This window comes from Leucobacter sp. GX0328 (assembly GCF_053567315.1).
Map to the genome: position 1 here is coordinate 285,610 of NZ_JBSGPC010000002.1, position 23,515 is coordinate 309,124.

Annotated in this window: 22 protein-coding genes; 19 read left to right on the forward strand and 3 right to left on the reverse strand. The window is 71.0% G+C overall.

Translation table 11 applies throughout. The annotated features are described in order from the left end of the window. The first annotated feature begins 13 nt into the window (after window positions 1-13). The 10 genes from ACUYTF_RS09520 (at window position 14) to dapF (ending at window position 8,666) form a co-directional block, all read left to right on the forward strand. Window positions 14-1,069: an Rv0361 family membrane protein gene (locus ACUYTF_RS09520; RefSeq protein WP_434142604.1), complete on the forward strand. Its 1,056-nt coding sequence runs from the start codon at window positions 14-16 to the stop codon at window positions 1,067-1,069. A gap of 41 nt (window positions 1,070-1,110) precedes the next feature. Continuing rightward, window positions 1,111-1,710 (forward strand): CDP-diacylglycerol--glycerol-3-phosphate 3-phosphatidyltransferase, encoded by a 600-nt coding sequence (gene pgsA / locus ACUYTF_RS09525; RefSeq protein ID WP_449279653.1) that lies wholly within the window; start codon window positions 1,111-1,113, stop codon window positions 1,708-1,710. Continuing rightward, a complete protein-coding gene (locus tag ACUYTF_RS09530; protein WP_449279654.1) occupies window positions 1,707-2,240 on the forward strand; it encodes a CinA family protein in 534 nt (177 codons plus the stop codon). Before pgsA ends, ACUYTF_RS09530 begins: the two co-directional genes overlap by 4 nt. A 224-nt stretch (window positions 2,241-2,464) precedes the next feature. Beyond that, window positions 2,465-2,773 (forward strand): helix-turn-helix domain-containing protein, encoded by a 309-nt coding sequence (locus tag ACUYTF_RS09535; RefSeq protein WP_434142608.1) that lies wholly within the window; start codon window positions 2,465-2,467, stop codon window positions 2,771-2,773. A gap of 91 nt (window positions 2,774-2,864) precedes the next feature. Continuing rightward, window positions 2,865-3,089: a DUF3046 domain-containing protein gene (locus ACUYTF_RS09540; protein ID WP_449279655.1), complete on the forward strand. Its 225-nt coding sequence runs from the start codon at window positions 2,865-2,867 to the stop codon at window positions 3,087-3,089. A 268-nt stretch (window positions 3,090-3,357) separates the two neighbouring features. Beyond that, a complete protein-coding gene (gene recA, locus ACUYTF_RS09545) occupies window positions 3,358-4,464 on the forward strand; it encodes a recombinase RecA (protein WP_449279656.1) in 1,107 nt (368 codons plus the stop codon). Between the two features lie 4 nt (window positions 4,465-4,468). Beyond that, the gene (locus tag ACUYTF_RS09550) at window positions 4,469-5,311 is read left to right on the forward strand and encodes a regulatory protein RecX (RefSeq protein WP_449279657.1); all 843 of its coding nucleotides are present in this window, start codon (window positions 4,469-4,471) and stop codon (window positions 5,309-5,311) included. Between the two features lie 24 nt (window positions 5,312-5,335). Beyond that, a complete protein-coding gene (gene miaB, locus ACUYTF_RS09555; protein WP_449279658.1) occupies window positions 5,336-6,889 on the forward strand; it encodes a tRNA (N6-isopentenyl adenosine(37)-C2)-methylthiotransferase MiaB in 1,554 nt (517 codons plus the stop codon). Continuing rightward, complete coding sequence (miaA, locus tag ACUYTF_RS09560) at window positions 6,889-7,794, forward strand: tRNA (adenosine(37)-N6)-dimethylallyltransferase MiaA (RefSeq protein WP_449279659.1); 906 nt, start codon at window positions 6,889-6,891, stop codon at window positions 7,792-7,794. The genes miaB and miaA overlap by 1 nt, the downstream gene beginning before the upstream one ends. After that, window positions 7,791-8,666 (forward strand): diaminopimelate epimerase, encoded by an 876-nt coding sequence (gene dapF / locus ACUYTF_RS09565; protein WP_449279660.1) that lies wholly within the window; start codon window positions 7,791-7,793, stop codon window positions 8,664-8,666. Before miaA ends, dapF begins: the two co-directional genes overlap by 4 nt. A 52-nt stretch (window positions 8,667-8,718) precedes the next feature. Here dapF and ACUYTF_RS09570 read toward each other — a convergent pair whose 3' ends face one another. Further along, entirely contained in the window at window positions 8,719-9,327 is a 609-nt protein-coding gene (locus ACUYTF_RS09570) for a methyltransferase (RefSeq protein WP_434142618.1), read from the reverse strand. A gap of 235 nt (window positions 9,328-9,562) precedes the next feature. Here ACUYTF_RS09570 and hflX point away from each other — a divergent pair, with 235 nt between their 5' ends. From hflX to ACUYTF_RS09590, 4 genes are all read left to right on the forward strand, one after another. Then, window positions 9,563-11,089, forward strand: coding sequence for a GTPase HflX (gene hflX / locus ACUYTF_RS09575; RefSeq protein WP_434142620.1), 1,527 nt, complete (start codon window positions 9,563-9,565; stop codon window positions 11,087-11,089). A gap of 151 nt (window positions 11,090-11,240) precedes the next feature. Beyond that, complete coding sequence (gene metE, locus ACUYTF_RS09580) at window positions 11,241-13,649, forward strand: 5-methyltetrahydropteroyltriglutamate--homocysteine S-methyltransferase (RefSeq protein WP_434142621.1); 2,409 nt, start codon at window positions 11,241-11,243, stop codon at window positions 13,647-13,649. Then, a complete protein-coding gene (locus ACUYTF_RS09585) occupies window positions 13,646-14,866 on the forward strand; it encodes a hypothetical protein (protein ID WP_449279661.1) in 1,221 nt (406 codons plus the stop codon). The genes metE and ACUYTF_RS09585 overlap by 4 nt, the downstream gene beginning before the upstream one ends. After that, window positions 14,863-15,780 (forward strand): methylenetetrahydrofolate reductase, encoded by a 918-nt coding sequence (locus ACUYTF_RS09590; protein ID WP_434142623.1) that lies wholly within the window; start codon window positions 14,863-14,865, stop codon window positions 15,778-15,780. The genes ACUYTF_RS09585 and ACUYTF_RS09590 overlap by 4 nt, the downstream gene beginning before the upstream one ends. 28 nt (window positions 15,781-15,808) lie before the next feature. Here the strand turns inward: ACUYTF_RS09590 and ACUYTF_RS09595 are convergent, their stop codons facing one another. Beyond that, window positions 15,809-16,597 (reverse strand): FCD domain-containing protein, encoded by a 789-nt coding sequence (locus ACUYTF_RS09595; protein ID WP_434142624.1) that lies wholly within the window; start codon window positions 16,595-16,597, stop codon window positions 15,809-15,811. Window positions 16,598-16,732: 135 nt separating this feature from the next. On the opposite strand from ACUYTF_RS09595, the gene ACUYTF_RS09600 reads away from it, so the two are divergent. From ACUYTF_RS09600 to efeB, 5 genes are all read left to right on the forward strand, one after another. After that, complete coding sequence (locus tag ACUYTF_RS09600) at window positions 16,733-17,830, forward strand: ferrochelatase (RefSeq protein WP_449279662.1); 1,098 nt, start codon at window positions 16,733-16,735, stop codon at window positions 17,828-17,830. Between the two features lie 58 nt (window positions 17,831-17,888). Further along, window positions 17,889-18,623 carry a hydrogen peroxide-dependent heme synthase gene (gene hemQ / locus ACUYTF_RS09605; RefSeq protein ID WP_434142626.1) on the forward strand — a complete coding sequence of 245 codons (735 nt, stop codon included), beginning with the start codon at window positions 17,889-17,891 and terminating at the stop codon, window positions 18,621-18,623. A 121-nt stretch (window positions 18,624-18,744) separates the two neighbouring features. Then, window positions 18,745-19,689, forward strand: coding sequence for an iron uptake transporter permease EfeU (gene efeU, locus ACUYTF_RS09610; protein ID WP_434142627.1), 945 nt, complete (start codon window positions 18,745-18,747; stop codon window positions 19,687-19,689). Beyond that, complete coding sequence (gene efeO, locus ACUYTF_RS09615) at window positions 19,686-20,900, forward strand: iron uptake system protein EfeO (RefSeq protein WP_434142628.1); 1,215 nt, start codon at window positions 19,686-19,688, stop codon at window positions 20,898-20,900. The genes efeU and efeO overlap by 4 nt, the downstream gene beginning before the upstream one ends. After that, window positions 20,897-22,249, forward strand: coding sequence for an iron uptake transporter deferrochelatase/peroxidase subunit (gene efeB / locus ACUYTF_RS09620; protein ID WP_434142629.1), 1,353 nt, complete (start codon window positions 20,897-20,899; stop codon window positions 22,247-22,249). Before efeO ends, efeB begins: the two co-directional genes overlap by 4 nt. Before the next feature lie 8 nt (window positions 22,250-22,257). Here efeB and ACUYTF_RS09625 read toward each other — a convergent pair whose 3' ends face one another. Next, window positions 22,258-23,475 carry a glutamyl-tRNA reductase gene (locus ACUYTF_RS09625; RefSeq protein WP_434142631.1) on the reverse strand — a complete coding sequence of 406 codons (1,218 nt, stop codon included), beginning with the start codon at window positions 23,473-23,475 and terminating at the stop codon, window positions 22,258-22,260. Window positions 23,476-23,515: the final 40 nt, after the last annotated feature.

Below are 23,515 nucleotides of genomic sequence, written 5' to 3' on the forward strand. Positions count from 1 at the left end.
GAGGCGCGGCCGCATGAGCGAGATACGTATTGAGGCCGGTGCGCAGCCGCCGGCGCCGCAGAGCGCACCGGCCGGCGGTTCGCGCGTGCCGACCCGGGTCTGGTGGCTCACCGCGGTCGTCGCCCTCTGCGTACTCGGCAGCGCCGGGGCGGTCATCTGGGCGAATGCGAGCTCCGAGGACACGGTGCAGGCACGGGCGGTCGCCCAGGAGTACGTCGACGCGATCGCCGCGGGCGATGCCGAGACCGCGAACGCGCATGCCCGCACCGCCGAACGGCAGCCGGAGAGCGAGCTGCTGCACTCGGATGCGCTGAGTAGGGCCGAGCGCATCAACGGCGCGGCGATCGACCGGCTCCGAGTGGACCCGGATCGGGGTACGGCGACGGGCTCGGTCGAGTACGAGCTCGATCACCGTCGTTTCATCGACCGCATCGAGCTCGCGCGCGATGCCGATGGCTGGTACGTGCTCGACGGGCTGACCGTCGAGCTATCGATCGGCTGGTACGGCGATGAGCCGCCGTTCTCGATCGCGGGCTTCGACGGCGTGCTGACCGGGCCGAGTTCGATCGAAGTCTATCCCGCGGTGTACGAGATCGAGGCGCCCAACGAATACTTCGAGGTCGAGGGCGATGGGCGGATGGTCGCCGCAGCGGCTTCGAGGGGTCTGTTCGGCGACGAGGGCCGGAGCAGGTCTTACGTCTGGACCGTGCCGACCGAGGCGTACTGGGACGAACTGCAGCGTCAGGCCGATGCCTGGTACGACGAGTGCGCGAAGCGCGAGACAGTGCCCGAGCTGCAGGAGTGCGGAATCGAGCTCGATGCGCCGGCGCAGCTCGAGGACGCCGAGGTGGAGGTCGAGATCGTGGCCTATCCCGTGGTCATGGAGGATTACGGCTGGAAGTACCCGGATCTCGCGGACGGCGGCGACTTCCGGGTCCGCGCGGCCTCCCGGGCCGCGGAGGAGCCCCGAGCCGAGGGCGCTTCGAACGGTTTCGCGGGCCCGGCCGATGTCCTCGTCGAATTCGATGCGGACGGTGCGCCGCAGCTGCAGATCGTTCCCTACACCTAGAGCGGGCGTGGTGCGCGGGGCGCCCGCGCTAGGCTGGCGGCATGACCGACACGGAGCCGACGCCCGCCCGCCCGAGCAACTGGAACGCGCCGAACATCATCACCGGCGCGCGCATCGTAGCGACGCCGTTCTTCCTGTGGATGCTGCTCGCCGACGCCGGCGCGAACGGCCCGTGGCGGTGGGGCGCCGCGGCGTTCTTCGTGATCGCCATCGCGACCGACGCCTGGGACGGGCACCTGGCGCGTTCGCGCGGTCTGATCACCGATCTCGGCAAACTGCTCGACCCGATCGCCGACAAGGTGCTCACGGGGGCGGCGCTCGTCGGGCTCTCGATCCTCGGCGAACTGCCGTGGTGGGTCACGGTCGTCGTGCTGGTGCGCGAACTCGGCGTCACCGTGCATCGGCTCATGATCGTGAACGCGGTCGTCGTCGCCGCCGACTGGATGGGCAAGCTCAAGACCGTCGCGCAGTCGGTCGCGATCACGCTCGCGCTGCTGCCGCTCGCGAGCGTCATGGGGGCCGCAGCACCCGTCGCGACCTGGCTCAATATCGTGACGATGACGATAGCGGTCGTGCTCACGATCCTGAGCGGCATCGACTACGTGGTCTCGTTCCTGCGCGCGAAGCGTTCGGGCCGGTGAACGGATCGCGCGCTTCGGCGGAGGTCGCCGAGGCCGTCATCGCGCGCGCCGTGTCGCGGGGGCTGCGGCTCGCCGTCGCCGAATCCCTGACCGGCGGGCTGCTGGCGTCGACCCTCGTCTCGGTGCCGGGCGCGTCCCGCGCGCTCTCCGGGGGAGTGGTCGCCTACGACACCGCGCTGAAGCGCTCGCTGCTCGGCGTCGACGGGGCACTGCTCGCCGAGCGCGGGCCGGTCGATCGCGCGGTCGCGGAGCAGATGGCGCGGGGCGCGCGCGAGGCCTGCGCGGTGCCCGGCGTCTCGGGAGCCGTGCACCGCGCCGACATCGGCATCTCGACGACCGGGGTCGCAGGCCCCGACCCCGATCCGCAGACCGGGCAGCCCGCCGGCACGGTGTGGGTCTGCGTGAGCGGCCCCGGCGAGGCGGAGCGCACCCTGCTGCTTCCCGGCCTCGCGGGCCTCGACCGCCGCGGCATCCGCGAGGCCGCGGTGCGGGCGGCGCTCGAGCTCGCGGAGGCGGCGCTCGAGCCGTGACCGCGGAGCGATCCCTGTCGAAACCTGAGGTTCGCCCGTAAGATTCCGAAACTTGAGTCCATTGCGCTCAGGTTCAGAGAAGTTTCAGGAATGAATCGACTAGTCTCGTGGTTGTTGCCAGTGATGCCAGACCGACCGGATCTGGTGGCCCGAACCCGGCGCGAGAGCCGTCGGGGCGGGTATGGTGGATGCACGCGATGTGCAAGTTGGTGAAGGAGGCTCCTATGGTGCTGATGCGTCAGGAGATCGGCGACGTGCTGCGCGACTTCCGTCTGCAGAAGGGGCGCACGCTGCGTCAGGTCGCAGGCGATGCGAGCGTGGCGCTCGGGTACCTCAGCGAGGTCGAACGCGGCCAGAAAGAAGCCTCGAGCGAGATCCTCTCGGCCGTGGCCGATGCCCTCGATACGCCGCTCTCGGTGATCATGGGCGAGGTCAGCGAGCGGCTCGCGGTGATCGAAGGCCTGTCGATGCCGGTGCCCGACACGGTGCCGGCCGATCTGGTCAAGGGTTTCTCGGCCGAGCTGGTGTCCTAGCTGGCGAGGGGTCTGCGCCCATTCAGTCTTCCAGCGGGGCGTTCGAGCTGCGTGCTCGAGCGCCCCGCTTCGCCGTTCATGAGGAGGGGCCGTGCGCCTGAGCGAGTTCCAGCGGGCCTGCGCCGAGGAGTTCGGCGCCGATTACGCGCGCGTGCTGGTCAGGGATCACTGGCTGAACGAGCTCTCGGGCACCCCCCAGGAAGCCCTCGATCGCGGTGTCGCGGCGCGCGACGTGTGGCGCGCGCTCTGCAACGACCTGGACGTGCCGCTCGAGCGCCGGCACGGCCGCGGCCTGCGCGACCCCCGCGAGAGGTAGCGCCCGCCCGGTCGCTGCGGCCGGGCGCGTTGCAGTTTCGCGGCGTGCGGCGGCGTGTCGTTTTCGAACATGTGTTCGAGCGATGTATCTTCGTCCACAGGTGCGATTGACGTGTTTCATCCACAGATTCGCTCTTCCCGGCCCGAATGTCGGTGGTGCGACCTAGTGTGTGAGCCATCAGCCGCCCATGCCTTGTTCGCCCTCGCGGGTCAGAACAGTCGGTAGGCAGCAATCCAGCGGCTCGGCCGCGTGAACGAAGGAGCAGAAGATGGCAATCGCAAAGGATCGCGAGAAGGCGCTCGACGCTGCGCTCGCGCAGATAGACAAGAACTTCGGCAAGGGCGCGATCATGCGCATGGGCAGCCAGGAGCGCGCGCCCGTCGAGGTCATCCCGACCGGTTCGGTCGCACTGGATGTCGCGCTCGGCATCGGCGGCCTGCCCCGTGGCCGCATCATCGAGATCTACGGCCCCGAATCCTCGGGCAAGACCACGCTGACGCTGCACGCGATCGCGAACGCGCAGCGCGCCGGCGGCATCGCGGCCTTCATCGACGCGGAGCACGCGCTCGACCCCGAGTACGCGAAGAAGCTCGGCGTCGACATCGATGCGCTGCTCGTCGCCCAGCCCGATACGGGCGAGCAGGCCCTCGAGATCGCCGACATGCTGATCCGCTCGGGCTCGGTCGACCTCGTCGTCATCGACTCCGTCGCGGCGCTCGTGCCGAAGGCCGAGATCGACGGCGACATGGGCGACAGCCACGTCGGTCTGCAGGCCCGCCTCATGTCGCAGGCGCTGCGCAAGATCACCGGCAGCCTGAACGCGACGAAGACCACCTGCATCTTCATCAACCAGCTGCGCGAGAAGGTCGGCGTCTTCTTCGGCAGCCCCGAGACCACCTCCGGCGGCAAGGCGCTGAAGTTCTACGCCTCGGTGCGCCTCGACATCCGACGCATCCAGACGCTGAAGGACGGCACCGATGCGGTCGGCAACCGCACCCGCGTGAAGGTCGTCAAGAACAAGATGGCCCCGCCCTTCAAGCAGGCCGAGTTCGACATCCTCTACGGCATCGGCATCTCGCGCGAGGGCTCGCTCATCGACTACGGCGTGGAGCACGGCTTCATCAAGAAGAGCGGCGCCTGGTTCACCTACGAAGGCGACCAGCTCGGGCAGGGCATGGAGAACGCCCGCCGCTTCCTGATCAACAACCCCGATATCGCCGCCGAGATCGAGGAGAAGATCCTCACCAAGCTCGGCGTGAACGGCCGCAGCGAGGAGAGCGCTGCCGAGACGCCGGCGCTCGCACCCGCGGGAGCGAACGGCGCGCCGGCCGCGGCCGAGAAACCCGTCGCTGCGACGAAGCGCGCGAGCGCCTAGCGCCATGGCCGTCAGGTTCCTTCCGGGGCCGGAGGAGCGCCGGGCAGCGCACCGTGAGGATCGGACCGATCTCGCGGAGGTGATCGAGCTGCGCTCGCGCCTGCCGCGGCCGGGATGGGGCGATGCGCCGCACCGTTCAGGCGGGGTCGAGACCGCGGCGGCCGATGCACCGGAGCCCGTGGCCGCGGTATTCGGCGCTCCGGATGCGGAGGAGACCGATGGAGCCCCGGCCCCGGCCGTCGATGCCGAGACGGTGTACGCCGATGCCGAGGGAGCGTACGCCGATGCCGTGGAGCGGTGCCGCGAGGACGGCGTGCGGATGCTGGCGCGGCAGGCGCGATCGAGCGGCGAACTGCGCGATGCGCTGCTGCGCGTCGACCACGGCCGGGACGTCGTCGAGGACGTCATCGACGAGTTCGAACGCAGCCTCTACCTCGACGATACGGGCCTCGCCCGCGCGATGACCGAGAAGCTCCGAGAGGCGAAGCGGGCGAGCCGCGGTCAGATCCGCACGAAGCTGCGCGAACGGCAGATCCGCGACGACGTCGCGGAGGCCGTGCTCGGGGAGCTCGACGACGACCAGGAATTCGAGATGCTGCGCGAGGCCGCGGCCGACCGGGCGCGCAAGCTCGGCGGCCTCGATCGCCAGACCGCCGAACGCCGCCTCATGGGCTTCCTCGCCCGGCGCGGCTGGTCGGGCGAACCGGTCTCGCGCGCGGTGCGCGAAGCGCTCGACGACGCCGGGATATCGTACGGGCCGGGCGGCTCCTCCGGCAGCGGACGGGGCGGCCCCGGCAGGCCCCGTACGGGGGCTCGCGCGCGGGAGAGCGGCGTCAGATTCCAGTGACCGCTCGCCGGTAGAATCGAGGCCATGACTCTCCAGGCGAACCCACTGCAGGCCGAGGCACCGACCGAGATCGCACCGTCGCCCGCGTCGATCGGAGCCGACGGCGCGCCCCGCAGCTACACCGTGCGCACGCTCGGCTGCCAGATGAACGTGCACGACTCGGAGCGTCTCGCGGGCTCCCTCGAGGCCGCGGGCTATGTCGCCTCGGAGACTCCGGATGCGGCCGACGTCGTCGTCATCAACACCTGCGCCGTGCGCGAGAACGCCGCCCAGAAGCTCTACGGCCGTCTCGGCGAGCTCGCAGGCGTCAAACGCGGGCGCGAGGGCATGCAGATCGCCGTCGGCGGCTGCCTCGCGCAGAAGGACCAGAGCGAGATCGTCGCGAAGGCGCCCTGGGTCGACGTCGTCTTCGGCACCCACAATCTCGGCTCGCTGCCGACGCTGCTCGAACGCGCACGCCATAATGCCGAAGCCCAGGTCGAGATCCTCGAATCGCTCGAGGTGTTCCCCTCGACGCTGCCCACGAAGCGCGACTCGGCGTCGAGCGGATGGGTCTCCATCTCGGTCGGCTGCAACAATACCTGCACCTTCTGCATCGTCCCGTCGCTGCGCGGCAAGGAGAAGGATCGCCGCCCCGGCGAGATCCTCGCCGAGGTGCAGGCGCTCGTCGACGACGGCGCGATCGAGGTCACCCTGCTCGGTCAGAACGTGAACTCGTACGGCGTCGAGTTCGGCGACCGGCAGGCGTTCGGCAAGCTGCTGCGCGCCATGGGCGACATCGAGGGGCTCGAGCGCGTGCGCTTCACGAGCCCGCACCCCGCCGCGTTCACCGAGGACGTCATCGAGGCGATGGCCGAGACGCCGAACGTCATGCCGTCGCTGCACATGCCGCTGCAATCGGGCTCGGACGCCGTGCTGAAGGCGATGCGCCGCTCGTACCGTTCGCAGAAGTTCCTCGGCATCCTCGACCGGGTGCGCGAACTGATTCCGAACGCCGCCATCACGACCGACATCATCGTCGGCTTCCCCGGCGAGACCGAAGAGGACTTCGAAGACACCATGCGCGTCGTCGAGGCATCGCGATTCTCGAGCGCGTTCACCTTCCAGTACTCCATCAGACCGGGCACCCCGGCCGCCGAGATGGAGGGTCAGCTGCCGAAGGAGGTCGTGCAGCGGCGCTACGAGCGCCTCACCTCGCTGCAGGAGCGCATCTCGTTGGAGGAGAACGAAGCGCAGATCGGCCGCAGCGTCGAGGTGCTCGTCTCCGCCGCAGAGGGGCGCAAGGGCGCCGAGACGCGGCGCCTATCGGGCCGCACCGCAGACAACCGCCTGGTCCACTTCGCGGTGCCCCTGCATGCGGACGAACCCCGCCCCGGCGACGTCGTCACCGTCCGGGTGACGGCGGCGGCGCCGCACTTCGTGATCGCCGATGAGACCGGTGTCTACGCCGTGCGCCGCACCCGCGCGGGCGATGCCTGGGACCGTCGTCAGGCCGAGAGCTGCGGCGTGCCGACGCTGACGAGCGGCGGCGCGCGCGCCGTGAACCTCGGGCTGCCGACGCTGCGCATCGGCAGCTGATGCCCCGGCTGTGGGCGATCGTCGGCGCCACCGGCACCGGCAAATCGGCGCTGTCGCTCGACCTCGCCGAACATCTCGCAGCGAACGGTCCGGGCGCCGAGGTCGTGAACGCCGACGCCATGCAGCTCTACCGCGGCATGGACATCGGCACGGCGAAGCTGCCGGTCGCCGAACGGCGGGGCATCGACCATCATCTCTTCGATGTGCTCGCCCCGGACGAAGAGGCGGCGGTGGCCGGCTACCAGCCGGCGGCGCGCACCGCGATCCAGGCGATCTTCGCCCGCGGGCGCGACGCGATCATCGTCGGCGGGTCCGGTCTCTATGTGTCGAGCGTCGTCTTCGACTTCCGCTTCCCGCCCCGCGATGACGCGGTTCGCGCCGGGCTCGAACGCGAACTCGCGGCCGGGGGAGTCGCCCCGCTCCTCGAGCGGCTCCGCGGCCTCGCGCCCGAGGTCGCCGATGCCGTCGACGCCCGCAACCCCCGTCGGGTCGTGCGCGCGCTCGAGGTCGCCCTGCTCGGCGGCGACGCGCAGGTGACGCTGCCCTCGGAGCCCGAGCTGTGGCATCCCGGCACCCGCATCGTCGGCGTCGGCTGCGAGCGCGCGGCGCTCGTCGAACGGCTCGATCGCCGTGTCGAAGGCATGTGGGCCGCCGGGCTCCTCGACGAGGCGCGCGGGCTGATCCCTGCAGGCATCGAGCGCGGCAAGACCGCGAGCCGGGCCATCGGGTACGCGCAGGCGCTCGCGCAGCTCGGCGGTCGGCAGAGCGAGGCCGAAGCGATCGCCGAGACCCAGGCGCTCACCCGGCGCTATGCGCGCCGTCAGGTCAGCTGGTTCAAGCGCTATCCGGGCATCCGCTGGGTCGATGGGCCGAACCTCTCCGACGTCATTACACTCGAAGCATGATCTCCCTCGCATTCACCAAGGGTCAGGGAACCGGCAACGATTTCGTGCTCTTCACCGACCCCGACGGCGAGATCGATCTCTCGCCCGCGCAGATCCGCGCGCTCTGCGACCGCCGGTTCGGGGTCGGCGCAGACGGCGTCATCCGCGCGGTGCGCTCGCGCGCACTCCCGGAAGGGGCGGCCGCCCTCGCCGAGGAGCCCGAGGCCGAATGGTTCATGGACTACTGGAACGCCGACGGCACCCCGGCCGAGATGTGCGGCAACGGCGTGCGCGTCTACGCCCACTACCTCATCTCGGAAGGGCTCGTGCCGGCCGAGCGGAGCGACACGCTGCCCATCGGCACCCGTGCCGGGGTGAAGGACGTCCTGCAGACCTCCAGCGGCTACACCGTCGACCTCGGCCCGTGGCGGCTCGCGCCCGAGCGGCTCGTCGCAGCGCGCGGGCTCGACGTCGCGCGGCCCGGGCTCGGTATCGACCTCGGCAACCCGCACCTCGTCGTCGCGCTCGCCGACCCGGGCGAGCTGGATGCGCTGGAACTGCACCGCGCACCGGCTATGGACCCGGCCCCCGAGCGCGGCGCGAACGCCGAATTCGTCGTCGCCGAAGAGCCGCTCCTGCAGCACGGCGCCGCCTGCATCCGCATGCGGGTGCACGAGCGCGGCGTCGGCGAGACGCAGTCGTGCGGCACGGGGGCCGCGGCCGCCGCGCTCGCCTTCCGCCACTGGGGCGGCGAGGGCATGCCGACCAGCTGGCGCGTCGAAGTGCCCGGCGGGCAGCTGCAGGTGCGCATGTTCCCGACCGCCACGGGCGAGCACGTCTCGCTCGGCGGGCCGGCGGAGCTCGTCTACTCGGGCACCATCGAGCTCGACTGACCGCGACCCTGCGCGCGATCGTACGCCGGGGAGCTTCGGCGATCGCCGGGCGTCAGGCGCGGCGCGCCTCGATGACGTGGAAGCCCTTGTCGCGGCCGACGCGGTCGACGGCGAGATCGTCGAACTCCGCGGCGATCCACCGCTGCAGCGAATCGGCCCCGAGGTGCTTCGCGACCACGAGACTCGCGAAACCGCCGGGTGCGATGCGGGGGAGCCACAGGCGCAGCATGCCGTGCAGCGCCTCCTTGCCGACGCGGATCGGAGGGTTCGAACGGATCTCGCCGAACACGATGCCGGCGGGTACCTCGTCGGGCGCCGCGACCCGCACGTTCTCGAGACCCAGGCGCGCGGCGTTCTCCGCCGTGAGGGCGCGCGAGCGCTCGTTCACATCGACGGCCCACACCTCGCGGTCGGGGCGCTCGAGCGCCGCCGACAGGGCGATCGGTCCCCACCCGCAGCCGAGATCGAGCACCGGGCCCTCGGCCTCGTCGTCGAGCTTCGCGAGCGTGCTCAGCAGCACCGCGGTGCCCCGGTCGAGCTGCTCGGGGCTGAAGACGCCGCCCGCCGTCACGACCGCGCGCGGGGCGCCGGCGAGTTCGACCTCGATTTCGCGGGGGCGGAGGTCGCCCGCGGGGGACTCCGAGAAGTAGTGCTGGTTCACGCTTCCAGTATTCCAGCCCGTGAGGCCACGCCCCCGCGGGGGCACGCGCGCCCACCCGAACTTCGGCGCACACCCGAACTTCGGACCGAAACCGCCGATTCGATCCGAACGACGGGTGAGGGCCGAACGACGGGTGAGCGCCGCAGGGCGGAAGGGGGCGCACGACCGCCCGGAGCGAACAGGCCGAGCGGCGGCCCGCGCCCCGACGTAGACTGGGGCCCAGATGAATGAGTCGATGAACGAACAGACCGACCCGCTCGAGCGCATCCTGCAGCGCGCCGAGGGCACGGGCGCCGGTGCCACCGTGATCCGCGATCTGCGCAGCGGCGCCCAGGCGCTCGGCGACGCCGCCCATGACGAGCTCGACGACGAGTCGCATGCGATCCATATGGAGCGCGAGGACCGCGCCTCGCTGAAGCGCGTCGCCGGCCTCTCGACCGAGCTCGAAGACGTCACCGAGGTCGAGTACCGCCAGCTGCGGCTCGAGAACGTCGTGCTCATCGGCATCTACACCGGCTACGGCGACGGCAACAGTGCGGAGGACGCCGAGAACTCGCTGCGCGAGCTCGCGGCGCTCGCCGAGACCGCGGGTGCCGCAGTGCTCGACGGGCTGCTGCAGCGCCGCGCCAACCCCGACCCGGCGACCTACCTCGGCAAGGGCAAGGCGCAGGAGCTCGCGGAGCTCGTCGCCGCGGTCGGCGCCGACACGGTCGTGGCCGACACCGAGCTCGCACCGAGCCAGCGCCGCGCGCTCGAGGACGTCGTGAAGGTGAAGGTCATCGACCGCACCGCCGTCATCCTCGACATCTTCAGCCAGCACGCGAAGAGCCGCGAGGGCAAGGCGCAGGTCGAGCTGGCGCAGCTCGAGTACCTGCTGCCGCGCCTGCGCGGCTGGGGCGAGTCGATGTCGCGCCAGGCCGGCGGCCAGGTCGGTGCGGGCGGCGCCGGCGGCGCGGGCATGGGGTCGCGCGGCCCGGGCGAGACGAAGATCGAGCTCGACCGCCGCAAGATCCACACCCGCATGGCGCGACTGCGGAAGCAGATCGCGGGCTTCGCACCCGCACGTGAGACGAAGCGCGCCAACCGCAAGCGCGGAGAGGTGCCCTCGGTAGCGATCGCGGGCTACACGAACGCCGGCAAGTCGAGCCTGCTGAACCGATTGACCGGTACGCAGGAGCTCGTACAGAACCAGCTCTTCGCGACCCTTGACACGGCCGTGCGCCATGCCGAGACCGATGACGGCCGCAGCTTCACCTACGCCGATACCGTCGGCTTCGTGCGCAACCTGCCGCATCAGCTCGTCGAGGCGTTCCGCTCCACCTTCGAGGAGGTGGCGGCCGCCGACGTGATCCTGCACGTCGTCGACGGTTCGCACCCCGACCCCGAGGCGCAGCTGCGCACCGTGCGCGAGGTGGTCGCCGAGGTCGACGCGCAGGGCATCCCCGAACTCGTGGCGTTCAACAAATCCGACCTCATCGACGACTCCCAGCGGCTCGTGCTGCACGGGCTCGTGCCCGACGCCGTCTTCGTCTCCGCGCGCACCGGCGAGGGCATCGACGAGCTCATGCGCCGCATCGACGCGGCGCTCCCCGTGCCCGACCGCGAGGTGGCCGTCGTGATCCCGTACGACCGCGGGGAGCTCGTCGCCGAGCTGCACGAGCGCAACCGGGTGATCGACACCGAGTATCTCGAATCGGGCACGCTCGTGCGCGCGTTCGTGACCGCTGAGATGTATGCGAAGGTCGAACCCTTTCTCGAATGAGCCGATGCGCGCCCGCGGCAGGGCGGCGTAACACTTCGTAGTTCATGCGGCGAAACATAGGGGCCGCAGGGCCGGTGAGCCGGTTACGTTGGGCGTGGCTCCGGCACGGGATCGGGGCCGAGCCCCTCGCACACCGACCCCGGAGGACCGCATGTCCGCAACGACGCCCCTGCCCCACGCCACGATCCTCGGCTACCCCCGTATCGGGCGACGCCGCGAGCTCAAGCGCGCCGTCGAATCGTTCTGGAAGGGCAGCATCTCGGAAGCCGAGCTCGGCGAGACCGCCCGGCAACTGCGCTCAGCGACCCGCGCCCGCCTGGTCGAGCTCGGCCTCCCCGTCACGGGGGGAGCCGTGCCCGAGAGCTTCAGCTTCTACGACCAGGTGCTCGACGCCACCCTCGCCCTCGGCGCCGTACCCGGCCGCTTCGCCGATGTGGCCGAGCGCGACGGCGCGACCGATCTCGACGTCTACTTCGCCCTGGCACGAGGCGACAAGGATCACCAGCCGCTCGAGATGACCAAGTGGTTCGACACCAACTACCACTACAGCGTGCCCGAGATCGACGAGCGCACCCCCTTCATCGCGAACGCGCAGTCGCTCGTCGCGCAGGTCGCGGAAGCGGCGGCGCAGGGCATCCAGTCGCGCCCCGTGCTCGTCGGCCCCGTCACGTACCTGCTGCTGGCCAAGGCCTCCGACGAGGCGGCCGCGGGCTTCTCGCCGATCGACCGCCTCGACGACGCGGTCGCCGCGTACGCCGAGCTGCTGCAGGCGCTTGCCGCGGCCGGCGCGACGTGGGTGCAGCTCGACGAACCGGCGCTCGTCTCGGATTCGCTGCCCGCGACCCGCGACGAGACGCTGGCGTTCGTGGAGCGCGCCTACGCGCGGCTCGGCGGCGCGGCAGCAGGTGCTGCGCGCCCGCATATCCTCCTCACCGCGCCCTACGGCGACTCGTCGCAGGCGCTCGAGCGCCTCGGCGCGCTCCCGGTCGAGGCCGTGCAGGTCGACCTCGTGCGCGGTGCGCTGCCCGAGGCGGCGCTCGCGAGCGGCGCGCTCGCCGCAGCGTTCGCCGGCACGCAGCTCGTCGCGGGCGTCGTCGACGGCCGCAACATCTGGCGCACCGACCTGCGCGCCGCATTCGCCCGGCTCGAGACGCTGCGGGCCGCAGGCCTCGATGTGGTCGTCGGCACCTCGAACTCCCTGCAGCACGTGCCGCACGACGTGAACGACGAGACGAAGCTCGACGCGCGCCTGGCGTCGTGGCTCGCCTTCGCCGAGCAGAAGGTCGCGCAGGTCGCGGTGCTCGCACGCGGGCTCGACGACGGCGCCGCCTCGATCGAGACCGAGCTCGCCGAGACCGAGCGGGTGCTCGCCGACCGGGCGAGCGCCGCAGGCGTGCGCATCGACGGCATCCGCGATCGCGTCGCCCGGGCGGCGGATTCGGGCGGCCGCGTCTCCGAGGAGGAGCGCCGCGAGGCGCAGCGATCCCTGCGGATACCGCAGCTCGCGACCACGACGATCGGGTCGTTCCCGCAGACCGGCGAGATCCGTCGTGCGCGCGCCTCGTACGGCCGCGGCGAGATCGACCAGGCCGCCTACGACGGCTTCCTGCGTGAGGAGATCGAGCGCGTCATCCGGCTGCAGGAGGAGATCGGCCTCGATATCCTCGTGCACGGCGAAGCCGAGCGCAACGACATGGTGCAGTACTTCGCCGAGCACCTCGACGGCTTCGCGGTGACCGAGCACGGCTGGGTGCAGTCGTACGGCACGCGCGCCACCCGCCCGTCGATCCTGTGGGGCGACGTCTCGCGCCCGGAGGCCATCACGGTCGCCTGGTCGGCGTACGCGCAGTCGTTGACCTCCCATCTCGTGAAGGGCATGCTCACCGGCCCCGTCACGATTCTCGCGTGGTCGTTCGTGCGCGACGACCAGCCGCTCGCCGACACGGCCGCGCAGGTCGCGCTGGCGCTGCGGGATGAGATCGACGACCTCGCTGCGGCAGGGATCCGCATCGTGCAGGTCGACGAGCCCGCTCTGCGCGAGCTGCTGCCGCTCGATCGCGATCGGCAGGCCGCCTACCTCGACTGGTCGGTCGGCGCCTTCCGGCTCGCGACCGGCGGCGCCGCGGCGGATGTGCAGATCCACACCCACCTCTGCTACTCCGAGTTCGGCGAGATCATCGACGCGGTCGACGGGCTCGACGCCGACGTCACCTCGATCGAGGCGGCCCGCAGCCGCATGGACGTCGTCGATCCCCTCGGTGCGCACGGCTACTCGCGCGGCATCGGCCCCGGCGTCTACGACATCCACTCGCCCCGCGTGCCGAGCGTCGAGGAGCAGGAGGAGCTGATCCGCATCGCCGCAGCGCGCATTCCCGGCGAGCAGCTGTGGGTGAACCCCGATTGCGGCCTCAAGACCCGCGGATACGAGGAGACCGTGGCGAGCCTCACCCACCTCGTGCAGGCGGCGCGGGCCGTGCGTGCGGCGCTGCCGGCGGCTGCATCGGTCGAGGGGCGCGCGGCGGAGCTCGACGACGCACTTGCGGGGGCGAACGCGTCATGACGGTCTGGCCGGCCGACGGGCTCCCCACCGAGCCCGTCGGCTCCCTGCCGCGGCCCACGCGACTGCAGCGCGTCGTGATCGACGCGTCGACGGGGCTCGCGACGCAGGCCGAGCTGCGTACGGAGCAGGAGCGCGCCGTGCGCGATACGCTCGAGCGCTTCGCCGCGACCGGATCGCCGATCGTGAGCGACGGCGAGCAGCGGCGGCAGAGCTTCGCGAGCTACCCGCTCGGCAGTTCGGACGCCGCCGTCGCGGAGGCCGGCCCGGTGTTCGCGGTGTTCGCCGACGGGCATCACCGGGTGATCCCGAGTCTCGCGCGGGCACCGTTCGTGTTCCGCGACTGGGCGGCGGAGGATGTCGCGGCCGCCCGCGTGCTCACCGACCGCCCCCTGAAGCAGGCCGTGATCTCGCCGTCGATGCTCTCGCTCATGGTGCCCGAGGCCGGGCTCGGCGACTATTCGCGCGAGGAGTTCCTGGACGACGTGGTCGCCGGCTGCGCCGAGGACATCAGGCGCTGCTTCGCCGCCGGCGCGACCCGGGTGACGATGGATTTCACGGAGGGGCGCCTCGCGCTGCGCCGCGACCTGCGCGCCCCGTGGGCGGGGCCGCAGGCGCTCGCCGGGTTCATCTCGCTGATCAATCGCGTGCTCGACCGTCTCGCACCGTACGAGCGCGACGCCGTCGGCGTGCACACCTGCCCCGGCAACGACAACGACTCCGTGCACAGCGCCGACGTCGACTACTCCGGGCTCATTCCGGAACTGTTCCAGATCGAGGCCGGCTACTTCCTCGTGCAGGCCGCCGGCGAGCACGACCCCGACCGCGTCGCCCGCCTCGTCGGGCGGCAGCTGCGGCAGCGCGCGCGCTCGGGCGGCCGTGCACCGAAGGTGCTGCTCGGTGTGACGCAGCCGACCCGGCCGAAGCTCGAGACGGCGGAGGAGATCGCCGATCAGCTGGTGAAGGCCGCGAGATTCATTCCCGCCGAGCTGCTCGGCTCGACCGACGACTGCGGCTTCTCGCCGTACAACATCGATGAGAAACCCCGGCACGGGTCGCCCGACTTCGCCCGCGATGTCGCCTTCGCGAAGATCGCGGCCCGCGTGCGCGGTACGGCGATCGCGAGCGGCACCCTCGGCGGGGGAGCCCCGGCTGTGCCGCTGTCGTACGCCGGGTACGGCGCGACCGGCGTCGGCATCCCGAAGGAGAAGGTCTCGTGAACGCCCTGCTGCTCACCGGGAGCGCGCCCACGCGGGCCCGCTTCTCGTTCGAGGTCTTCCCGGCGCGCACCGGAGCCGCAGCGCTCGCGCTCGGGCACGCGGTGCAGCACCTGTCGGCCGCGGGGCCCGATTTCATCTCGGTCACCTACGGTGCGAACGGCTCGAACCGAGACGCCTCGCTCGACCTGGTGAAGTATCTCAGGGATCACACCGACGCGCTGCCGCTCGCGCACCTCACGACGGTGGGGGAGCCGCGCGATCGGGTACGCGCTGCGATCCACGGCATCATGGATGCCGGCGTGCACGACTTCCTCGCGCTGCGCGGGGACCCGCCTCGCGGGGCGACCGAGGAGTCGCCGGAGGTCGCCGGTTCGCTCTCGTCACTCGAACTCGTCGAGCTGATCACCGAGGCGCGCGCGGAGCGGCCCGCCTTCACGAGCGTGGGCCGCACCGTCGTCGCGGCGTACCCGAACGGGCATCCGCTCTCGCGGTCGCGAGCAGCGGACATCGACTGGCTCATCGCGAAGCAGGAGGCGGGAGCGCAGTTCGCGATCACGCAGCTCTTCTTCCGAGCCGAGGAGTATCTGGCGTTCGTGCACGACGCACGGGCGGCGGGGCTCACGATGCCCGTCGTGCCGGGTCTCATGCCCGCGTCGACGAGCGCGCAGCTGCGCAAGGTCGCCGCCCTCGCAGGCAGGCCCGCGCCCGCGGAGCTTGAACGGGAGATGGACGAGTCGGGCGGGTTCGCGCCCGAGCTCGGGGTCGAGCACATCGTGGAGCTGTCGCGCGAGCTGCTCGCGGGCGGCGCGCCGTCGATCCATCTCTATACTTTCAACCGGCACGAGCAGGTGCTCGCGGTGCTGCGCGAACTCGAGCTCCTGACGCCCGACCCGGTTCGCGCGCTCGTCGGCTGACGTCGCCGGAGCCCGGCGCGGGCCCGCCCTATCGGCCGGCGGCGGGGTGCGGAGCCGGGCTGTCGTCCTCGCTCGGCGCGTACCCGGCGTCGATGAGCGAGGTCGCGCGCTCCGTCTGAGGCGAGAAGTCGAGCATGTCGGTGCGCAGCCCGAGGTCGCGGTCGACGTGCAGCGCCATGGAGTGCGCCGCGCTGCGCACATCCTTCGCCTCGATCGCGGCGAGCACGGCCTCGTGATCGCGGTGCATGGTCTCGACGGTCGTGCCGAGGATGATGCGCCCCTCGAGGCTCGCGCGCTGCAGCACGGAGAGCACGCCGAGATACAGGTCGTGCAACAGCGTGCTGCCGCTGGCCTCGACGACACGCATGTGGAACGAGTCGGGGTCGACGCTCCGGTCGCAGGTGTCGGTCGTCCGATCGCCGGCCGCGAGCGAGCGCTCGAGCGCCTCGCGGAGCCCGCGCAGCTGCTCGTCGGTGCGGGTGACGGCGGCGTGCTGGGCGGCCTCGATCTCGAGCGAGCGCCGGTAGACGAGCACCTCTTCGAGGTCGTGCTCGGCGAGGAACTCGGTGAGGATCGTGCTGACCGGCGTACGCGAACGCACGAACGTGCCGACGCCGGGCACGGTCTCGAGCATGCCGAACGCGGCGAGCGAGCGCACGGCCTCGCGCACGGTCGACTTGCCGACGCCGATGAGCGTCATGAGCTCGACCTCCTTCGGGATCAGCGATCCCACGGCCCAATCGCCGCTGGAAATCCTCCCGCGCAGGAAGTCGAGGGTGTCGCGGGCCTTCTGCGATCCGCGAGTGGAGCTGGTCATGGTGCACTCCTGAATGGTTCAGAACATCCATAACTATATCGAGCGCGCACCCGCGGGCCGTCCGCAGCAGCACCGATCCTCAGATCTGATCTTATACATCAGATCTACAGGTACTCCGGTGCTAGCGTCGAGATCATGACGGATCTTGCCCAGCCCTACGATGCGCTCCTCCTCTGCTCCTTCGGCGGCCCGAACGGCCCCGACGATGTCATCCCCTTCCTCAAGAACGTGACGCGGGGCAAGGGGATCCCCGAAGCGCGCCTCGCGGAAGTCGGGGAGCACTACACCCGCTTCGACGGCCGCAGCCCCATCAACGAGCAGAACCTCGAGCTCGTCGACGCGCTCCGCGCCGAGCTCGATGTGCGCGGTTCGCGCCTGCCCGTGATCTGGGGCAATCGCAACTGGCACCCGTACACCGTGGACGCCCTGCGCGATGCGCACGCGTTCGGCGTGCGCCGCGTGCTCGCGATCGTGACCAGCGCCTACGCCTCGTACTCGGGCAGTCGACAGTACCGCGAACATCTCGCGGCGGCGGTCCGCGAGCTCGGCGAGCATGCTCCCGAGATCGATATCGTGCGGCCGTTCTTCAACGATCCCGGCTTCGTCCAGGCGAATCTCGAGGCGATCGAGGAGGCCGCCTCAGGGCTTCCGGGCGGCCTCGACGGCGCGCATATCGTGTACGTCACCCACTCCATCCCCGACACGATGCAGGAGGCATCGGCCGTCACCGGACCCGGGTACCGGGAGCAGCACGAGGACGTGCGGAGCGCGATCGACGGGCTGCTCATCGAACGGAACCGAGTCGGCGTGACCTCTTCGCTCGCCTACTGCTCTCGCTCGGGCAGTCCCTCGACTCCCTGGCTCGAGCCCGACATCAACGACCACCTCGCCGATCTCGCCGCGAACGGCACCACGCGAGTGGTGATCGCGCCGATCGGCTTCATCTCGGACCACATGGAGGTGGCGTTCGACCTCGATGTCGAGGCGATGGAGACCGCCGTCGGGCTCGGCCTCGCCGCTGTGCGCGCCGGGACGGTCGGGGTGCGGCAGGCCTTCGTCGGCGGCCTCGTCGACCTCGTGCTCGAGCGCAGCGCCCGCGAGCGGGGCGAGCCGCGCGAATCGCATGTCGTCGGGGCGCTCGAAGCGCTGCCCGATGAGGCACCGCCCGGCAGCTGCCGCATGCGCCACGGCGAGGCGACCGGCATCCCCGTGATCGCGGGCGACGTCGATTGACGGCCGCGGCGCTCCCGGCTCCCGCAACCCTGTACTCCATCCGCAGAAAGGCACTGACATGACCGAACCCGCACACGCATCGGCATTGCACGACATCTCTCCCCAGGTCGCCGAGCAGATCAACGCGGCGGTGAACTTCACCATGTACTCCGTATTCCGTATCGCGGGCCCCGACCGCGGCATCGGCGTATCGCCGGCCCGGCATGAGATCGTGCGCGGTCTGGTGCGCGAACTCGATGCGATCGAGGGGCTCACGACCCGCGGGTGGTACGACGTCGCCGGATTCCGCGCCGACGCCGACATCCTGATCTGGTGGCACGCGCCGACCACCGAGGCGCTGCAGGCCGCCTATCGAACGGTGCTCGAATGGAGCTGCGGGCGCCTCGAATCGGTCTGGTCGAACATCGGCGCGCATCGCGCGGGGGAGTTCAACCGGTCGCACATCCCCGCCTTCCTCGTGGGCACCGACCCCAAGGACTACATCTGCGTGTATCCCTTCGTGCGCGGGCGCGAATGGTATCTGCTGCCCGAGTCCGAACGCGGCGCCATGCTGCGGGAGCACGGCGCCGCAGCACGCGATTTCGGTGACGTGCAGGCGAATACGGTCGCCGCCTTCGCTCTCGGCGACTACGAGTGGCTGCTCGCGTTCGAGGCGGACGATCTCATCCGCATCGTCGATCTCATGCGCGAGCTGCGCGCGGTCGATGCGCGGCGCCACGTGATCGAGGAGACGCCGTTCTTCACCGGGCCGCGGTGCTCGCCCGAAGAGCTGCTCGCGCGCGTCGTGGGCTGATCCTGCGCCCGCTCCGTTCGGATCGCGGGAGCGCGGCGGAACATCTGATGATATGTGATAACTTCTTCTTGTAAGGCAAGCCTTACTGTCATCATATGAATCGGAGAGGCTGGTCGGCAGCATGATCGGAACCCTCATGATCGGTGTGCGCGAGGGTCTCGAGGCAGCGCTGGTCGTGAGCGTGCTGCTCGCATACACCACGCGGATCAACCGTCCGGATGCGGCGCGCAAGATCTGGATCGGCGTCGCGGCGGCGGTGCTGCTGTCGCTCGTCACCGGGGCCGTACTGACTTACGGCGCCTACGGGCTCTCGTTCCGGGCGCAGGAGGCGATCGGCGGAATCCTCTCGATCGCCGCCGTCGCGATGGTCACCTGGATGGTGTTCTGGATGCTGCGCGCGGCCGGCGGGCTGAGCCGCGAGCTGCGCGACAGCGTCGACCGGGCCCTTCTCGGCAGCGGCTGGGGCGTGGCCGCAATCGGCTTCATCTCGGTCGGGCGAGAGGGCATCGAGACCGCGCTCTTCATCTGGGCGACGACCCGGGCGAGCGACGTCTCGCCGCTCATCGGCTTCCTGAGCGCGGTCTCGGGCATCGTCGTCGCCGTTCTCCTCGGCTGGGCCCTCTTCCGCGGCATGCTGCGCATCGACCTCACCCGTTTCTTCCGATGGACGGGCGTGCTGCTGATCGTCTTCGCGGCAGGCGTGCTCGCGTACGGCGTCCACGACCTGCAGGAGGCCGCCTTCCTCCCCGGTCCCTTCGCCGAAGCGCCCGCGACCGCGGGCCCCGCGCTCGCGTCGTGGTTCGGCGAGGCGGCGTGGGCGTTCCGCATCCCGCACATCATCGCCCCCGACGGAGCGCTCGGCGCGCTGCTGAAGGGTGCGATCGGGTTCTCGCCCGAGATGACGAAACTCGAACTGATCGTATGGGCCGCGTACATCGTGCCGACCCTGACCCTCTTCCTGCGACGCTCGTACGCGCAGGAGAGCCGCGCATCCCGCCGCCGGACGAAGGCCTCGGCCGCACCGGCGATCCCTGGCGCTCCCGCCCCTGCGAAAGGACACCCGTGACCCGTCGAACCCCCCGCGCCGCCGCAAGCGCACTCTGCATCACGGCAGCCGGTGCGCTGCTGCTCACCGGCTGCGTGCCGAACGCGACCGCCACGGAGTCGCAGAGCATCGCGGTCTCGGCCGCAGACGACTCGTGCGCGCCCGAGACCGCGGAAGCGTCGAGCGGCACCATCACCTTCTCCGTGACGAACGACGGCGCGAAAGTCACGGAGTTCTACGTGCTCGGCGAGAACGGGCTCACCATCGTCGGCGAGGTCGAGAATATCGCTCCGGGGGCCAGCCGCGACCTCACGGTGCAGCTCGGCCCGGGCGACTACTTCACGAGCTGCAAGCCCGGCATGATCGGCGCCGGCGTCGGCACCGCCGGCTTCACGGTGACCGGCGACGCGCTCGAGACCTCGCCCGAGGTCGATGCCGTCGTGGCGCAGTACGTCGCCTACGTCAAGGGGCAGTCGGAGGAGCTCGTGCCGCAGGTGCAGGCCTTCGTCGACGCCTACCAGGCCGGCGACGACGCTACCGCGAAGGAGCTCTTCCCGGTCGCCCGCATCAGCTACGAGCGCATCGAACCGACTGCCGAGCAGTTCGGCGACCTCGACCCGAAGATCGACTACCGCAAGCCCGGCGCCGACGAAGAAGGGCTGCCGTTCACGGGCTTCCACCGTATCGAGATGGACCTCTGGCACGATGCCGCGGTCGCGAACGGCGACTACGCGGGCGACCCCGACCTGACGCCGCTCACCCCCGAGCAGCGCGCCGAGGTCGGCGACCGGCTCGTCGCCGACGTGACCGAGTTGAAAGAGAAGGTCGCGGACCCCCAGTTCTCCCTGACCCTCGCCGACATCTCGGAGGGTGCGAAGGGGCTGCTCGACGAGATCGCCGCCCCCGACGGCAAGCTGCCGGGCGAGGAGAACGAGTTCGCCCATACCGACCTCTGGGATTTCACCGCGAACGTCGAAGGCGCCTACGTCGCATTCGACACGGTGCGCCCGCTCGCCGAAGCGAACGGGGAGGAAGAGCTCGTCGCCGCGATCGACCGGTCGTTCGACGACATGTTCGCCCTGCTCGAGACCTACGGATCGTACGATGCCGGCTTCGTCGCGTACGACACGGTCGACGAGCAGGCCCGCTCCGGGCTCGCCGCGAAACTGAATGCCCTGAGCGAGCCGATGTCGAAGCTGACTGCGGCCGTCGTCGGGAACGACTCGGCATGACCGATCGGGAGGTCGAGCCCGGGGGTCGGAGGACCGCCGCGACCGGCCCTGCGGAGGAGGCGACCGGAGCGGCCGCGCCCGCCGAGAGCGCCGGCGCCTTCCGCCCCTCGCGCCGCGGTCTGCTCGGGCTGCTCGGCGCAGGCGTCGCTGGGCTCGCCCTGGGCGGTGCCGGCGGCGCGGCGATCGCCTCCGGCCTCGCCGCGCAGAGCGCCGGGGGCGGTTCGGGCGTCGTGCCGTTCCACGGCGCCCACCAGGCGGGCATCACCACCCCCGCCCAGGACCGTCTGCACTTCGCGGCCTTCACCCTGGTCGAAGGGGCGACCCGCGACGACCTCATCGGGCTGCTGCGCGACTGGACGGCCGCGGCGGAGAAGCTCACGCGCGGTGAGGCGATCGGGAGCGGAATCGAGCCGGAGAACGGGCTGCTGCCGCCCGAGGACACGGGGGAGGCGGCGGGCCTGCACGCCGGGCACCTCACGCTCACCTTCGGCCTCGGCCGTTCGATCTTCGTCGGAGCCGACGGCGAGGGCGATCCCTTCGGCATCCGCGACCGCATGCCCGCGGAGTTCGAGCCGCTGCCGTCATTCGCATTCGACCTGCTCGAAGACGCCATCAGCGGCGGCGATCTCTGCGTGCAGGCCTGTGCCGACGACCCGCAGGTCGCCGTCCATGCGATCCGCAACCTCGCGCGTATGGCGTTTGGGCGCGCGCACCTCTCCTGGAGCCAGCTCGGCTTCGGGCGCACGGCCTCGACCTCGCGCGATCAGGATACGCCGCGCAATCTCTTCGGGTTCAAGGACGGCACGATGAACGTGATGTCCGACGAACAGGCGGCGCTCGACGAGCACGTCTGGGTCGGCGACGATGCTCCGGCATGGATGCGGGGCGGCAGCTACCTCGTGGCGCGCAAGATTCTCATGACCATCGAGACGTGGGATCGGGCGTCGCTCGATGAGCAGGAGCGCATCTTCGGGCGCACCAAGATGCTCGGCGCGCCTCTCACCGGCAATGCCGAATTCGAGGAGCCGGACTTCGAGGCGCACGCCGATGGCACACCGGTCATCGATATGGCGGCGCACGTGCGGCTCGCGCACGCGAGCAACAACGGCGGCGTGCGCATTCTGCGCCGCGGCTACAACTACGTCGACGGGTCGAACGGGCTCGGGCAGATCGGCGCCGGGCTCTTCTTCATCTCGTTCCAGCGCGACCCCGCTGCGTTCGTACGTCTGCAGCGTTCGTTGAAGTCTGACCTGCTGAACGAGTACATCCGCCATATCGGCTCGGGCCTGTGGGCCGTGCCGGGCGGCGTGCGTTCGGGCGAGGTCATCGCGCAGGCCCTCTTCGAGTGATCGGCCGGCTACTGCGGCCCGAACAGGGTCTCGGCCGCTCTCCGCGCTTCGGCGCTGCGACCGGCGCGACCGAGTGCTCGGATGCGCTCGCTCGGCTCGTGCAGCAGCCGGCCGGTGAAGCGCCGCAGCGCGAGCTCGACCGCGGAGGCTTCGGCGTCGCCGGGCGTGCGCGGCCCGCGGGCCCGGCACAGCTCGTCCTCCAATACGTCGAGCACGTGGCCGCGCAGAGCGACGAGGGCGGGCAGTGCCTCGCGCTCGGCTCGGTCCGAGCTGAACTCGATCGCGGCATCGTGCACGATGCGCCGCGCTTCGGCGGCGGCCCCCAGCTCGGGTACCGGGGCGTGCTTCGCGATCGCCTCGAGGTCGAGCAGCTCGACGCCCGCGACGCTCGTGACATCGGCGTCGATATTGCGCGGCATGCCGAGGTCGAGCACGAGGGGCGGGGGAGTCTCGACGTCGCCGAGGTCGCGGGCGTGCAGCAGCGGATCGTGCACGCTGCTGCAGGCGATCAGCAGATCGGCCGATGCGAGCGCGTCCGCGAAGCCGTGCTCGGGCACGGCGCGGATCCCGCGTGCGCGAGCGAACTCGGCGGCACGGCCCGAGGGGGAGTGCACCGCGATGCGCTCGGCCCCGCGGCCGCGCAGTGCCGCGACCGTGGCGCCGGCGTACGCCCCGGTGCCGACCAGCAGCACCCGGGCTCGTTCCCAGCTGCCGATGCGCCGCTCGGCGAGCGCCAGAGCGAGGCGCACGAGCGAGCGGCCCTCGTCCTGCAGTCCCGTACGGTGCTTGACGTCGCGCGCAACGCGATGCGCCCGCTGGAACAGCCGTTCGAGCAGGTCGGTGACCGATTGCTGCTCGTGCGCCCGCGCGTGCGCGCGCCGCACCTGTCCCGCGATCTCGCCCTCGCCGAGCGCGGCCGATTCGAGCCCGCACGCGACGGCGAAGAGGTGCTCCGCGGCGGCCTCGTCGGTGCTGCAGGCGGCGATGCGCCGTATCGCGGCGGTCTCGAGGCCTGCCGCATCGGCGATGCTCGACAGCACCGCTTCGGAGGTCGCGCTCGGGATGTCGGCATAGGCTTCGAATCGGTTGCAGGTCGCGAGGACGATCGAACCGGCCACCGCTTCGTGTGCGCGCAGCGCCGCGGCGATCGCGTCGCCGCGGCGCTCGAACCTCTCGAGTTCTGGGGTCGGCGTCGTACGGTGATCAGCGGAAAAGCACAGGAGCATATCGGAAATCTCGTCAGTCGCGGGCCGGGGCATGTCGGCC

Bases quoted from the DNA above. Each gene is read 5' to 3' on its own strand.
- ACUYTF_RS09520 (WP_434142604.1), top strand. From the start codon at position 14: ATGAGCGAGATACGTATTGAGGCCGGTGCGCAGCCGCCGGCGCCGCAG.
- pgsA (WP_449279653.1), top strand. From the start codon at position 1,111: ATGACCGACACGGAGCCGACGCCCGCCCGCCCGAGCAACTGGAACGCG.
- ACUYTF_RS09535 (WP_434142608.1), top strand. From the start codon at position 2,465: ATGGTGCTGATGCGTCAGGAGATCGGCGACGTGCTGCGCGACTTCCGT.
- recA (WP_449279656.1), top strand. From the start codon at position 3,358: ATGGCAATCGCAAAGGATCGCGAGAAGGCGCTCGACGCTGCGCTCGCG.
- ACUYTF_RS09550 (WP_449279657.1), top strand. From the start codon at position 4,469: ATGGCCGTCAGGTTCCTTCCGGGGCCGGAGGAGCGCCGGGCAGCGCAC.
- miaB (WP_449279658.1), top strand. From the start codon at position 5,336: ATGACTCTCCAGGCGAACCCACTGCAGGCCGAGGCACCGACCGAGATC.
- miaA (WP_449279659.1), top strand. From the start codon at position 6,889: ATGCCCCGGCTGTGGGCGATCGTCGGCGCCACCGGCACCGGCAAATCG.
- dapF (WP_449279660.1), top strand. From the start codon at position 7,791: ATGATCTCCCTCGCATTCACCAAGGGTCAGGGAACCGGCAACGATTTC.
- hflX (WP_434142620.1), top strand. From the start codon at position 9,563: ATGAACGAACAGACCGACCCGCTCGAGCGCATCCTGCAGCGCGCCGAG.
- metE (WP_434142621.1), top strand. From the start codon at position 11,241: ATGTCCGCAACGACGCCCCTGCCCCACGCCACGATCCTCGGCTACCCC.
- ACUYTF_RS09585 (WP_449279661.1), top strand. From the start codon at position 13,646: ATGACGGTCTGGCCGGCCGACGGGCTCCCCACCGAGCCCGTCGGCTCC.
- ACUYTF_RS09595 (WP_434142624.1), bottom strand. From the start codon at position 16,597: ATGACCAGCTCCACTCGCGGATCGCAGAAGGCCCGCGACACCCTCGAC.
- ACUYTF_RS09600 (WP_449279662.1), top strand. From the start codon at position 16,733: ATGACGGATCTTGCCCAGCCCTACGATGCGCTCCTCCTCTGCTCCTTC.
- hemQ (WP_434142626.1), top strand. From the start codon at position 17,889: ATGACCGAACCCGCACACGCATCGGCATTGCACGACATCTCTCCCCAG.
- efeU (WP_434142627.1), top strand. From the start codon at position 18,745: ATGATCGGAACCCTCATGATCGGTGTGCGCGAGGGTCTCGAGGCAGCG.
- efeB (WP_434142629.1), top strand. From the start codon at position 20,897: ATGACCGATCGGGAGGTCGAGCCCGGGGGTCGGAGGACCGCCGCGACC.
- ACUYTF_RS09625 (WP_434142631.1), bottom strand. From the start codon at position 23,475: ATGCTCCTGTGCTTTTCCGCTGATCACCGTACGACGCCGACCCCAGAA.